Raw genomic sequence first — 13,377 nt, forward strand, 5'->3', positions numbered from 1 at the left:
CTCAAGGTAGCAGCAGCCAGGTTCGGATCAGCCATGATGAAAGCAGGTCAGCGCTCAAAAAAATACGTTTGCTCTTGACCCCGCATGGGGGTCGCCCGCAACACCAGGACAAGCCGACAAAAACAACAATAGGCCGGTCCCAATAATAAAAAAAGAGCAGGCAACAACGCTTTGAGGGGAGCTTCGGCTCCCCTCAGTGCTTCCTGCCCTCTTCCTCCTTCTGCTTCTCCTCATCCTGCCCTTCGACCTTCTCTACCAGTAACGGCATCGTGCCCAGTACCAACAGGGCCAGTACCGTGCTGATCAGTGCCGTGGCTTCGCGGCCCATGCCAGCTGCTGTACCGATGGCTGCTGTCATCCACAACCCGGCAGCAGTAGTCAGGCCTTTCACATGGCTGGTGTCCTGGCCGTTACCCTTGAGGATGGTGCCCGCCCCCAGAAAGCCGATCCCGGCGACGATGCCCTGGATCACCCGGCTCAACGCTTGCTCGTCAGCCCCGGCCATACTGGGTGCCAGCACGAACAAGGCGGCCCCCAGCGAGACCAGCATATGGGTACGCACCCCGGCAGACTTGCCTTTGTGTTCACGCTCGAATCCCAGCACGGCGCCAAGTACCGCAGCCATCAGCAGGCGCACAAGGATTTGTGTAACCTCGCGCTCATCGGTGACATCGGCGAACTCGGCCTGGATTGCTTGCCAGATGACGTCCATCGCGGTGGTGCCCCCTGCCTGAACATCGTGCTTGCATGGTTGACCTCTGCACACAGGGCAAAGTGCCGCTCAGCCTGCCGATGCAGCAACCAGCCCCAAACCGCGGTCCACCCTGTAACCACCCCCAGGAGGACCACCCCATGCCCATTGAAGTCGACGAAACCACGCGCCGTTGCACACTGATCGGCGAAGACCTGCGCATCGAAGGTGAAGGCCCTGATATCGAAATCATCACCGACGAACAGTTGCATATGTCGGTGGCCCTGCTTGCGGGCCAGCGTGTGCCGATCACTGAAGCCGAGGCCGACGCACTCACCGTGGCGGGTGCGGTGGATAGCCGCAGGCATCTGAAGGCTAGCGTGCCAGGCTCGGTAATCTAAGGCCTGGCGGGGCCAAGCGGTAAATCTGATATGGTTTTTATCGCAAAACCTGAACCTGTGCTGATAACAGGTTCAAGGCCATAGTGCTCATGCCTGATCGAGGCCTGATGAGCACCGAGCCATGAACGATAGAATCCCTTTTACAGAGATCGCCACCGCCCCAGCCAGCCCCCAACCGCGACGCACCGACAGCGGCATCCATACCCGCAGCTTCACCGGGCTGTACCGCAACCTGCGCATCGGCTTTGCCGGCGCCCTGTTCGTGCTGTTCTTCGGCACCGCCTGGCTGAACTGGAACGGCCGCCAGGCCGTGCTGTGGGACCTGGGCAACAGTAAATTCCATATCTTCGGCGCCACGTTCTGGCCACAGGACTTCATCCTGCTGTCAGCGCTGCTGATCATCTGCGCCTTTGGCTTGTTTGCCATCACCGTCTATGCCGGGCGGGTATGGTGCGGTTACAGCTGCCCACAAAGTACCTGGACCTGGCTGTTCATGTGGTGCGAAAAGGTGACCGAGGGTGACCGTAACCAACGCATCAAGCTGGCCGCCGCGCCCTGGAGCCTGAACAAACTGGCGCGCCGCACGCTCAAGCACAGCCTGTGGCTGGCCATTGGCGTAGTCACCGGGCTGACCTTCGTCGGTTACTTCACCCCGATCCGGCCACTGGCTGCAGAGCTGTTCACCCTGCAACTGGGTGGCGTGGCGTTGTTCTGGGTTCTGTTCTTCACGGCCGCCACCTACATCAACGCCGGCCTGCTGCGCGATGCCGTGTGCCTGCATATGTGCCCGTATGCGCGCTTTCAGAGCGTGATGTTCGACAAGGACACCCTGGCAGTCGCCTATGACCCGCGTCGTGGCGAAACCCGTGGCCCCCGCAAGAAAGGCAGTGACGTTCAAGCTCAGGGCTTGGGCGACTGCATCGATTGCACCTTGTGCGTGCAGGTGTGCCCCACCGGCATCGACATTCGCGATGGCTTGCAGATGGCCTGCATCGGTTGCGCCGCGTGCATAGACGCCTGTGACGGGGTGATGGACAAGATGGGTTACGCCCGCGGCCTGATTGGCTACAAGTCCGAGCACAGCCTGCAAGGCGGTACCACTCACTGGCTACGCCCGCGCCTGCTGGGCTACGCCGCTGCACTGGTGGTGATGATCGGGGCGCTGGTGGTGGCCTTGCAGTTGCGCCCGATGGTGTCGCTGGATGTGATCAAGGACCGCGGCCTGTTCCGTGAAAACGCCCTGGGCCAGATCGAGAACATCTACCTGCTCAAGGTCATCAACAAGACCGAACGTACCCAGCATTATGAGCTGCGCCTGGTGGACGCCGACGGCTTTGCCTTGCAGGGCAACACCGCATTGGTCATCCCTGCGGGTGAAATGAGCGAATTGCCGGTGTCGGTGGCGATGCTCGCCGAACGCCCGACCAGCAGCTCGCAGACGCTGAGTTTTGAAATCAGCGAACGTGACGACCCCGCTATCCGTAGCGTGGCGCACAGTCGCTTCGTCGCCCCCATGAACCGTTGATCCCTTACACTGACGCCACCTTGCCTGCCAGGCTTCGACAGAAGGCCAGAATGAAACGCTACGAACGCTTCGCCGACGACATTGCCGAACTGATTCGCTCCGGGGTGCTGGGCCCCGGCCAGCGCGTGCCTTCGGTGCGCTACGCCAGCCAGACCCACGGGGTCAGCCCGTCTACTGTGTTCCAGGCCTATTACCTGCTGGAGCGGCGCGGGTTGATTCGCGCCCGGCCGCGCTCCGGGTATTTCGTCAACGCCCACGCTCCGCGCCAGTTCAGCGAGCCGCAGGCGCTGCAGCCGGTCAGCGAGTCTACCGACGTGGACGTCAGCGCGTTGGTGTTCTCCATCCTCGACTCGATCAAAGACCCCAACACCATACCGTTCGGCTCGGCCTTCCCCAGCCCCGAGCTGTTCCCCCTGCAACGCTTGTCGCGCTCGCTGGCCAGCGCCAGCCGCAGCATGGACCCGCGCATGGTGGTGACTGACCTGTCGCCGGGCAACCCGCAGCTGCGCCGGCAAATCGCACTGCGTTACATGGTCGGCGGGCTGATGTTGCCCATGGAAGAGCTGCTGATCACCAACGGTGCGCTGGAAGCCTTGAACCTGTGCCTGCAGGCAGTGACCCAGCCGGGTGACCTGGTCGCGATCGAAGCCCCCGCCTTCTATGCCTGCCTGCAGGTGCTGGAGCGGCTCAAGCTCAAGGCCGTGGAGATTCCGGTTCACCCGCGCGAGGGCATGGACCTGGGGGTACTTGCGCAAACCCTGGAGAAGCACCCGGTTAAAGCCGTGTGGTGCATGACCAACTTCCAGAACCCGGTGGGTGCGAGCATGCCAGAAGCCAAGAAGCAGGCTTTGGTTGAGTTGCTGACACGCCATCAGGTGCCGTTGATCGAAGACGACGTCTATGCCGAGCTGTACTACTCGCAACAGGCGCCCAAGCCAGCCAAGGCTTTCGACACCCAAGGCCTGGTCATGCACTGCGGTTCGTTCGCCAAAAGCCTGGCACCGGGCTATCGCATTGGCTGGGTGGCCGCCGGGCGCTTTGCGCAGAAGATCGAGCGGCTGAAACTGATGACTTCGTTGTGTGCCTCGATGCCGGCCCAGGCGGCCATCGCCGACTACCTGCAACACGGCGGCTACGACCGCCACCTGCGCAAACTGCGCTACGCCCTGGAAGGCCAGCAGGCCAACATGCTGGCGGCCATCGCGCGCCACTTCCCGGCGCAGACGCGGGTCAGCCAGCCCTCTGGCGGCTACTTCCTATGGCTGGAACTGCCCGAGCAAATGGACGCCCTCAAGCTGTTCCACATGGCCTTGGCGCAAGGGATCAGTATCGCTCCCGGGCCAATCTTTTCACCCACCCGGCGCTTCGGCAACTGCATCCGCCTGAACTACGGCAGCCCCTGGCACGACGGTGCCGAGCGGGCCATGGAAACCCTTGGGCGGATCATTCGCTCGTTTTGATAGCGACCGGCCCGAGGGGCGACTATAGTTGCTCGATCCGTTCATCGGGCCCTCGCCATGCAACCAGACGCGCCTCCGTCGATTATCCAGTTGCAAGCGCGTGTCGCAGAGCTGGAGGCGCGCCTGGCAGAGCGCGAAGACACCTCACAAGCACACATCAAGCTGCTGGGCGAACTGCTCGACAGCAGCCTGGCCAATGTATTCGCTGCCGACCGCAAGATGCGCCTGGTGGCCATCAACCGTACGGCACGCGAAACCTTCGAACGTTACCGAGGTTTCGTACCGCAGATTGGCGACCACGTATCGCAGTTTCTGACCAACCAACCCGACATCATGGACCGTCTGGCCCCAGTATGGCCGCGCGTAATGGCCGGCGAAGCGTTCATCGACACCATCACCCTCGGGCCCGTTGACGCACCACGCCATTACGAAATCCGTTGCCACCCGTTGCTCGATATTCAGCAACGCATCCAGGGCGGCTACATGTTCGCCTATGACATCACCGAGCGCACGGCCGAACAGCAACGCCTGCGCCAGGCCGAGGAAGCGTTGCGTCAGTCGCAAAAAATGGAAGCGGTCGGCCAGTTGACCGGTGGTATTGCCCACGACTTCAATAACCTGCTGGGCAGCCTGCTAGGTGCGCTGGAACTGGCCGAGCAGCGCTTGCGCGAACAACGCCACGCCGACACCGCGCGCATGCTGGAACTTTGCCGCAACACCACGATACGCGCCGCCACGCAGGTACAGCGCCTACTGGCCTTCTCGCGCCAGCAAACGCTGATGCCGCAACCCATCGATGTGCAGTGCTTGGTTGCCGGTATGCAAGACTTGATCGCCAGTTCTACCGGTCCTCACATTGATTTCCACGACCAGACATTGGCCGGACTGTGGCAGATTCGCATCGATCCGCAGCAACTGGAAAATGCCTTGCTGAACCTGTGCATCAATGCCCGAGATGCCATGCCCTTGGGCGGTATCCTCAGCATCTCGTGTGCAAACAGTGACCTTGCTGTGGCCGAGGCCGGGCAACTGGACCTGCCCGCAGGGCGGTATTTGCACATTCGCGTCACCGATACCGGCATGGGCATGTCCAACGAAGTGATGCAGCGAGCCCTTGAACCCTTCTTCACCACCAAACCGCTCGGACAAGGTACCGGCCTGGGGCTGTCCATGGTCTATGGCTTCGTCCGCCAGTCCGGCGGGCAGTTGCAGATCGAAAGCGTGGCTGGGCAAGGCACGTGCATTCACCTGTATTTTCCTCAGGAAGAGTACATCAGTGCCGACAACCCACCTGTGCCAGCCACAACCTGTGTTGTGCTTTCCGCCCCCCGTGTGCAGCGGGTCATGCTAGTGGAGGACCAGTCCGCCATGCGCTTGGTGCTCGTCGAAGTACTGACTGAACTTGGCCATGAAGTACAGGCTTTCGACGTTGGCCGCCCGGCACTTGAGGCGCTGCATGCGGGCCCGCTACCGGACTTGCTCATCACAGATGTCGGCCTACCCGGAGGTATCGACGGTTATCAGCTGGCAGAGGCGTTTCAAGGGTTTCAGGCCAACGCCCCGGTATTGCTGATCACCGGCCATGACGCTGCCGAGCTCCCGCCCAGTACCCGTCCCGACAGCCGCACCGAGCTGCTGTCCAAACCGTTCGACCTGCAGAGCTTCTGCAGTCGGGTAAACCGCTTGCTGGGTATTGCGCCGCCGCAACGCTGATCGTCTATCCGCCAGCAGGTGAACACGTTAAAGTTTGCTTCTCCTCTTTTTGTCGGACAACGGCATGCCCTCCCGCGACCTGCTCTCCCTGCGTCAACAAGTCGAAGCTCTGCAACGGCAGAACGCACTATTGGAAGCACGTCTTGCCAGCCTTCAAGACCATGATCAGGGCTTTTACCGGTCGTTGTTCGACACCATGGACGAAGGCTTTTGCATCATCGAATTCTTCGACGGCCCGCACGGTCCGTTGAGTGACTATGTGCATGTGCTGGCCAACGCGGCCTACGCCAAGCACGCTGGTATTCCCAACGTGGTCGGGCAGAAGCTGCGCGAGATGGTGCCTGACGAGGCCGATGACTGGGTGGCGCGCTATGGCGCTGTACTTCGTACCGGCGACCCCCTGCACTTCGAGCAGGAGCTGGTCGCCACCGGCCATGTGCTATCAGTAACCACTTTTCGCGTAGAGCCAGCCGAAAAGCGTCAGGTAGCCGTGTTGTTCAAGGACGTGACCGAACGCCGGCGTGCGGAGCAAGCCCTGCAGCGCCTGAACGAAGAGCTCGAGCAACGCGTGAACACGGCACTGGCAGAGCGACGCTTGTTTGCAGAGTTGGTCGACCACAGTGTGGTCAATGTGCATGTGCTCGACAACGACATGCGCTGGCTGGCCATCAACCGCCAGGCCAAGCTTGATTTCCAGCTGCTGTTTGGGAAAACCCCGGAAATCGGCGATTGCCTGACAGATCTGATAGATGATGGGCTTCACGGTCAGGCGCTGAACCTGACCTTGTGGAAGCGCGCCCTGGCGGGTGAGCAGTTCGTAGAAGTCGGCACCTTCGGCAAGGAGCCCCTGGCGCGCCATTACGAGCTGCGCTTCAACGCCCTGCGCGACCATGAAGGAGAAATACAAGGGGCCTTTCTGTTCGCCTACGACATCACTGAGCGGGTGCAAGAGCAGGATCGCTTGGCCAAGGCCGAAGAAGCCCTTCGTCAAGCGCAGAAGATGGAAGCCGTGGGCCAGCTCAGCGGCGGCATCGCCCACGACTTCAACAACTTGCTGGGCGGCATACTCGGCGCTCAGGAACTGATGCGCCAACGCCTGGACCAATCACGCTTCGACGCCCTGGAGCCGTTGCTGGAGCTGTCCAGCGGCTCGGCGCAGCTGGCCTCTTCGCTGGTGCACCGGCTGCTGGCGTTCTCCCGCCAGCAGACCCTGCAACCCTGCTCCACGCAGGTGGCCACATTGGTGGCCGGCATGGAAGAGTTGCTGCGCCGCACCATAGGCCCGGAAATTACCCTGAACAGCCAGTTCGCCAGCCAGCTGTGGCCGACCTTCATCGACCCGCCACAACTGGAAAGTGCCCTGCTCAACATTTGCATCAACGCCCGCGACGCCATGCCTGCGGGTGGTTTGATCGACATCATCGGCGACAACCTGCAAATTGACGAAGCGCAGGCCCAGGCATTGGAGATACCTGCCGGCGAGTACGTGCGGCTAAGCATCGTCGACAACGGTAAAGGCATGTCGGCCGAAGTGGCGGAGCGCGCAGTCGACCCGTTTTTCACCACAAAACCTATCGGCCAGGGCACCGGCCTGGGGTTGTCGATGACTTACGGCTTCGTGCGCCAATCGGGAGGGCAATTGCGCGTGTTGTCCGTACTTGGTGAAGGTACACGAATCGAGCTGCTGTTCCCACGACACCATGAGCAACCCAAAGCCCCAGCGCCCAAGGCCCGCGACACGCGACTTGAAAAAAGCAGCACGGCGGCACGGCGAATCCTGCTGATCGAGGACCAGGCGGCCTTGCGCATGGTGGTCGGCGAAGTGCTGGAGGAGCTGGGCTACCAAGTGGACGCTTTCGAGAATGGCCCGACTGCCCTCGCGCACCTGCAACGTGGCGAACGGCCAGACCTGCTGCTGAGTGATATCGGCCTGCCGGGCGGCCTGAATGGTCGCCAGGTGGCCGAACGCTGCCGTGAGCGCTACCCAGACATCAAAGTGTTGTTCATCACTGGCTACGACGAAAGCGCGGCGCTCAGCGACGGCCAGTTGCTGCAAGGTACATTGGTGCTGACCAAGCCGTTCGAGCTGGAAGTGCTGGCCGAGCGGGTACGAGAACTGCTGGAGGATTGACGGGCGCGTTCAGCGCCCTCCGCTCAGGTCGATGAAACTACCGGTGGAATAGGATGCTTTGTCCGAGAGCAGCCAGAGGATGGCCTCGGCCACTTCCTCGGGGCGTCCACCGCGGCCCATGGGCAAGCCGGGTTCGAGCTTGCTGACGCGATCCGGGTCACCGGACAGCGCATGGAAACCGGTGTGGATATAGCCCGGTCGTACGCCATTGACCCGTACGCCCTCGCCTGCCACCTCTTTGGCCAGGCCGATGGTGAAGGTATCGAGCGCGCCCTTGGAGGCTGCATAGTCGACATATTCATTGGGTGAACCAAGCCGTGCGGCCATCGACGACACGTTGACGATGGCCCCGCCCTGCCCGCCATGCCGGTGCGCCATGCGCAGCAAGGCGTGCTTGGCGCAGAGCATGGGGCCGACGACGTTGGTCTTCATGATCTTGAGCAGGCGGAACTCGGACATTTCCTCGACGCGGCTTTGCTGGCCGATGGTACCGGCGTTGTTGACCAATGCGGTGACCGGGCCGAGTTCTTCGTCGACGCGCTGGAACAGTTGGATGATTTCATCCTCGACGCTGGCGTCGGCGCGCACGGCAATGGCCTCGGCGCCCAGGGCGCGTACCTGGCCGAGGATGTTTTGCGCAGCTTGGTCGTCGGTGTGGTAATTGATGCAGATGCGGTAGCCGTGACGGGCGGCCAGCAACGCCGTGGCGGCGCCGATACCGCGGCTGCCGCCGGTGATGACGATGACGTTCTCCATGAATGTGCCAATCGTTTGGGGAAGGGAGGATCGACAATAGGCGAAAAGGCGACGTAGGGGAATGACCAAGGTCAGCTCCCACCTCCGGTTCCCACCCCACTCCGGCTCTTGATCTTGCTCTTGCTCTTGCTCTTGCTCTTGCTCTTGCTCTTGCTCTTGCTCTTGCTCTTGATCTTGATCTTGCTCTTGATCTTGATCTTGATCTTGATCTTGATCTTGATCTTGATCTTGATCTTGATCTTGATCTTGATCTTGATCTTCGCGACTTCAGGAGGCCGAACGTAGGCCTTGCGGAGGGAGGTGACGGGCATGGATGCCCGTCAAGCGCTGGGCCCCAGGATGGGGCCTGCAGCGCGGTCCTCCCGGGAGCAAGGCCGGAGTGAGGGGACCCCGGAGCGCAGCGTAGGGGCCGGATGATGGGAGCGCAGCGTTTTTTGGTTACTTTTTGTCGCGTTTGACAAAAAGTGACTCGCCGTAAGGGCGAAAAGGTGAGTCAGTGTCGCCATCGCAAACGGACTGTGCGCCGGGTCAAAACAGACAAACTCTGCTTCTTGCTTCTTGGATGTGGGCCTTCACACCGAGTAAACATTCATTCACGCAGATCGTCGCCTGGACTATCACGCGCTTAGAAGCAAACGCCGAAGCAAGAGCAAGAGCAAGAGCAAGAGCAAGAGCAAGAGCGTTTGAATCTAATCGTGTACGTGCTCAATGCCCAGCCGACGCCGGCCCCGCCTTGGCCGTAAACGGTGGCTTGGCAAACCACACCAACAGAATCAACCCAGCAAACACCCAGGTCATCAAAGTGAAGTAGTCCACCGTGGACATCATGTAAGCCTGCCCATTGAGTATCTGCTCCAGTTGCGCATAGCTCTGCGGGCTGGCCCCACCCAACTGCTCAAGTGTATGCCGCGTCGCCGGGTCGAACTGGCTGATGTTCTCGCTCAGGTAGGCATGATGCTGGTCCGCCCGCCGAATCCAGATCCACGTCGTCAACGAAGCCGCAAAACTCCCGCCCAAGGTGCGCAGGAACGTCGCCAGCCCAGAACCATCGGCAATCTGGTGCGGCGGCAGGTCGGACAGCAGAATGCTCAAGGTCGGCATGAAGAACAACGCCACCCCAATACCCATGAACAACTGCACCAAGGCCACATGCTGGAAGTCCACTTCACTGGTGAACCCCGCGCGCATGTAACAACTGGTACCGATCGCCAGGAACGCCAGCCCCGCCAGCACCCGCAAGTCGAACCGGTGCGCATACTTGCCCACGAAAGGCGACATGATCACCGGCAGCAAGCCAATCGGCGCCACCGCCAGGCCCGCCCAGGTCGCGGTGTAGCCCATCTGCGTCTGCAACCACTGCGGCAGGATCAGGTTGATACCGAAGAACCCGGCATACCCCCCGACCAGCACGATGGTGCCGACGCGGAAGTTTCGATGCACGAACAAACGTAGATTGACCACCGGGTGGCGGTCGGTCAGCTCCCAGATCACGAACACCGCCAGAAACACCACCGAGATCAGGCTGCCGACGATGATGAAGGATGACTCGAACCAGTCCAGGTCGTTGCCTTTATCCAACACCACCTGCAAGGCGCCGACGCCGATGATCAGCGTGAGCAGGCCGATGTAGTCCATCGGTTGACGACTGGTGACCACCGGCCGCGTACGCATCTGCTGACGCACCACCGCGGCAGCGAACAGGCCGATCGGCACGTTGATGAAGAAGATCCACGGCCAACTGTAGCTATCAGTGATCCAGCCACCCAGAATTGGCCCGGCAATCGGCGCCACCACCGTGACCATCGCCAGTAATGCCAGGGCCATCCCCCGTTTCGCCGGGGGATAAACAGCAATCAGCAGCGTCTGGGTCATCGGGTACAACGGCCCGGCGACCACACCCTGCAGCACACGAAACCCGACCAGCTCGGGCATCGACTGGGCGATACCGCACAGGAACGAAGCCAGCACGAACAGCAGTGTGGCCCAGATGAACAGTTTCACCTCACCAAAGCGGCGGCTCAGCCAGCCAGTCAACGGCAAGGCGATGGCGTTGCTCACCGCGAACGAAGTGATAACCCAGGTACCCTGCTCATAGCTCACCCCCAGGTTGCCGGAAATGGTCGGCAAGGCCACGTTGGCGATGGTGGTGTCGAGCACCTGCATGAACGTCGCCAGCGACAGGCCGATGGTGGTCAGCAGCAGGCTTGGCGGCGTGAACTGGGCAGCGGCGTTGTTGCTCATCGCTGCGCCGTCTTGCCGGGAGCGCTGTTTTCGTGAATCAGCTGAGCAATCAGGTTATCGGCTTCGACCAGCTGGCGGTCATACACCTGGGTGGTGTAACTGGCCTGCTGCGGTGGCTGCTGGGCCAGGGTCGGGCCGCTCTGGTCGTGCAGGTCGACTTCCACCACGGTGGACAGGCCGATCCGCAGCGGGTGGTCCTTGAGCTGGTCGGGGCTGAGGTGGATACGCACGGGTACACGCTGGACGATCTTGATCCAGTTACCGGTGGCGTTCTGCGCCGGCAGCAAGGCAAAGGCACTGCCAGTACCCGCGCCAAGGCTGTCGACCGTGCCGCTGTACTTGACCTCGCTGCCGTACAGGTCAGCGCTGATTTCCACGGGCTGGCCAATGCGCATGTCACGCAGCTGGGTTTCCTTGAAGTTGGCGTCGATCCACACCTGGTCCAGCGGGATTACCGCCATGGTCGCGGTGCCCGGCTGCAGGCGCTGGCCCAGCTGCACGGTGCGCTTGGCGACATAGCCGGTGACCGGCGCAACCAGGGTGGTGCGGGCGTGGTCGAGGTAGGCCTGGCGCAAGTCGGCTGCGGCAGCCATCACCTCGGGGTGCGAGGACACCACGGTGTCGTCGACCAGCGCGCTGCTGGTGCTGAGTTGCTGGCGTGCACTGTTGACGGCGGCCTGGGCCACGCTCAAGTCGTCGCGGGCATGGGACAGCTCTTCTGCGGCAATCGCACCGCTGTCGGCCAGCACCTTGCGCCGGTTGAAGTCCTGCTGCGCCTTGCGCAGTTCGGCCTGGCGCGTTTCCAGCTGGGCCTTGAGCGAGTCGACGTTGCTGTACAGCCCGCGGACCTGGCGCACACTGCGCGCCAGCTTGGCTTCGGCGGACTGCAAGGCCACCTCGCTGTCGGCTGGGTCGAATTGCAGCAACACCTGGCCGGCATGGACCAGGTCGCCGTCATCGGCTCCGATGCCGGTCACAGTGCCGGTGACCAGTGGGGTGATTTCCACGACGTTGCCATTGACGTAGGCATCGTCGGTGCTTTCGTGCCAGCGGCCGACCAGGCTGTACCAGGCCCACGTGCCGATACCACCAAGTATCAGCAGCAACAGCAGGCCAAGCAGCCAGGCCTTGCGCTTGCGCGAGGGCTCGGCGGAGGGAGTCGGGGTGTCTGCGGGAGTGGCCATGACAATACCTTGGATAATTCGTGACAGGGTTCAACGGTCGCCGAAACGGCGGATCGTCAACGGGTCGCCAGCACCGAGCAGCACCTTGGCCAGCAGGCCTTCCAGGGTCTTGAGCTCTTCAGGTGCCAGCACGCCGCACAACTCGTTCATCGCGGCGGCGCCTATTTCTGGCAGGCGGTCGGCCAGACGCTGGCCGTCGGCCGTGAGCGCCAGGCGCACCAAGCGCCGGTCGTCGGCGCAACGGTTGCGCACGATCAGCTCCTTCTGCTCGAGGCGGTCGAGCATGCGGGTCATCGAACCGCTGTCCAGGCCCAAGTAGCGGCACAACTCGGCCGGGGTATCCACCTGGTACTGGGTGACGATGATCAACACCTTGAACTGCGCGGCGGTGACGCCCTCTGATTCGAGGTGCCAGTCGAGAATGCGGTCCTTCAGGATCGCCGCACGGCCAAGCAACATGCCGATGGCGCAGGTCTGGAAGTTTTCGGGAGAGAAATGGGCCATCGAAGACTGCTCGGGTAATTGTGTAAAAATATTACTGCCTAGGCAGTGAATGTCAAAGCTTTGATTAGCTAGCTATGAAAAATTTCATGATTTCTACGGGATACGCCGCTCCAGCAAGGGGCCGTGCAAAAGCGGCTAGCGCGCTTGCAGGCCCAACGCCTCGACCGCCCCGCAGGCAATCGCCATGCCTACCAGCTCCGCCAGGCTAGCCGCCTGCAAGCGTTTCATCACCCGCCCCCGATACAGGTCCACGGTCTTCACGCTGATGCCCAACTGCTCAGCAATCTCGCGGTTGCTCAACCCTTGGACCAGTGGCACGAACACGTCACGCTCACGCGGTGTGAGGCCGTCGATGCGCACCTGCACCAAGGCCAGCGCCTGGTCGCCCTGGCGTGCCCGCGCGGCGTGCTCCAGTGCGGCCTGCACACTGTCGAGCAGCAACTGGTCGTTGTAGGGCTTTTCGATGAAGTCGCAAGCACCCGCCTTGAACGCCCGCACCACGATCGGCACATCGGCATGGCCGCTGACGAAGATCACCGGCAACATCAGGCCACGCTCACGCATTGCCTGCTGCACGGCCAACCCGCCCAACCCCGGCATGCGCACGTCCAACAACACACACGCGGGCGCATCGTTCACGCAGGCGTCGAGAAATGCCTGCCCGCTGGCAAACGGCAAGGCTTGCAGGCCCACCGACTGCAGCAGCCACACCGTCGAGTCGCGCATACCCTGGTCGTCATCGACCACATACACTTTCGCTTGCACCCTAGC

12 protein-coding genes are annotated in these 13,377 nt (G+C 61.9%); 5 read left to right on the top strand and 7 right to left on the bottom strand.

Going from position 1 to position 13,377, the window contains the following annotated elements:
* Positions 1 to 193 precede the first annotated feature (193 nt).
* The gene (locus APH42_RS13140) at positions 194 to 712 is read right to left on the bottom strand and encodes an MgtC/SapB family protein (RefSeq protein WP_003247836.1); all 519 of its coding nucleotides are present in this window, start codon (positions 710 to 712) and stop codon (positions 194 to 196) included.
* A 140-nt stretch (positions 713 to 852) separates the two neighbouring features.
* Between APH42_RS13140 and APH42_RS13145 the strand changes: the two genes are divergently transcribed.
* The 5 genes from APH42_RS13145 (at position 853) to APH42_RS13165 (ending at position 7,921) form a co-directional block, all read left to right on the top strand.
* Positions 853 to 1,092, top strand: coding sequence for a DUF3203 family protein (locus APH42_RS13145; RefSeq protein WP_012272027.1), 240 nt, complete (start codon positions 853 to 855; stop codon positions 1,090 to 1,092).
* Positions 1,093 to 1,213: 121 nt separating this feature from the next.
* Entirely contained in the window at positions 1,214 to 2,617 is a 1,404-nt protein-coding gene (ccoG, locus tag APH42_RS13150) for a cytochrome c oxidase accessory protein CcoG (RefSeq protein ID WP_012272026.1), read from the top strand.
* Between the two features lie 50 nt (positions 2,618 to 2,667).
* The gene (mapR, locus tag APH42_RS13155) at positions 2,668 to 4,077 is read left to right on the top strand and encodes a GntR family transcriptional regulator MpaR (protein ID WP_012272025.1); all 1,410 of its coding nucleotides are present in this window, start codon (positions 2,668 to 2,670) and stop codon (positions 4,075 to 4,077) included.
* 57 nt (positions 4,078 to 4,134) lie between these two features.
* The gene (locus APH42_RS13160; protein ID WP_060493453.1) at positions 4,135 to 5,790 is read left to right on the top strand and encodes a PAS domain-containing sensor histidine kinase; all 1,656 of its coding nucleotides are present in this window, start codon (positions 4,135 to 4,137) and stop codon (positions 5,788 to 5,790) included.
* Positions 5,791 to 5,854: 64 nt separating this feature from the next.
* Positions 5,855 to 7,921 (top strand): PAS domain-containing protein, encoded by a 2,067-nt coding sequence (locus APH42_RS13165; RefSeq protein ID WP_060493454.1) that lies wholly within the window; start codon positions 5,855 to 5,857, stop codon positions 7,919 to 7,921.
* 9 nt (positions 7,922 to 7,930) lie between these two features.
* On the opposite strand, the gene APH42_RS13170 is transcribed toward APH42_RS13165, so the two are convergent.
* The 6 genes from APH42_RS13170 to APH42_RS13195 form a co-directional block, all read right to left on the bottom strand.
* A complete protein-coding gene (locus APH42_RS13170; protein WP_012272022.1) occupies positions 7,931 to 8,677 on the bottom strand; it encodes an SDR family oxidoreductase in 747 nt (248 codons plus the stop codon).
* Positions 8,678 to 8,748: 71 nt separating this feature from the next.
* Positions 8,749 to 8,988, bottom strand: a complete 240-nt coding sequence (locus APH42_RS13175) for a hypothetical protein (protein WP_060493455.1) — start codon at positions 8,986 to 8,988, stop codon at positions 8,749 to 8,751.
* A 394-nt stretch (positions 8,989 to 9,382) separates the two neighbouring features.
* The gene (locus APH42_RS13180; protein WP_012272020.1) at positions 9,383 to 10,918 is read right to left on the bottom strand and encodes a DHA2 family efflux MFS transporter permease subunit; all 1,536 of its coding nucleotides are present in this window, start codon (positions 10,916 to 10,918) and stop codon (positions 9,383 to 9,385) included.
* Positions 10,915 to 12,102, bottom strand: a complete 1,188-nt coding sequence (locus tag APH42_RS13185; RefSeq protein WP_060493456.1) for an HlyD family efflux transporter periplasmic adaptor subunit — start codon at positions 12,100 to 12,102, stop codon at positions 10,915 to 10,917. Before APH42_RS13185 ends, APH42_RS13180 begins: the two co-directional genes overlap by 4 nt.
* A gap of 30 nt (positions 12,103 to 12,132) precedes the next feature.
* Positions 12,133 to 12,606, bottom strand: coding sequence for a MarR family winged helix-turn-helix transcriptional regulator (locus APH42_RS13190; protein ID WP_012272018.1), 474 nt, complete (start codon positions 12,604 to 12,606; stop codon positions 12,133 to 12,135).
* Between the two features lie 135 nt (positions 12,607 to 12,741).
* The gene (locus APH42_RS13195) at positions 12,742 to 13,371 is read right to left on the bottom strand and encodes a response regulator transcription factor (protein WP_012272017.1); all 630 of its coding nucleotides are present in this window, start codon (positions 13,369 to 13,371) and stop codon (positions 12,742 to 12,744) included.
* Positions 13,372 to 13,377 lie beyond the last annotated feature (6 nt).

Source organism: Pseudomonas sp. NBRC 111140 (assembly GCF_001320885.1).
Classification (GTDB): Bacteria; Pseudomonadota; Gammaproteobacteria; order Pseudomonadales; family Pseudomonadaceae; genus Aquipseudomonas; species Aquipseudomonas putida_P.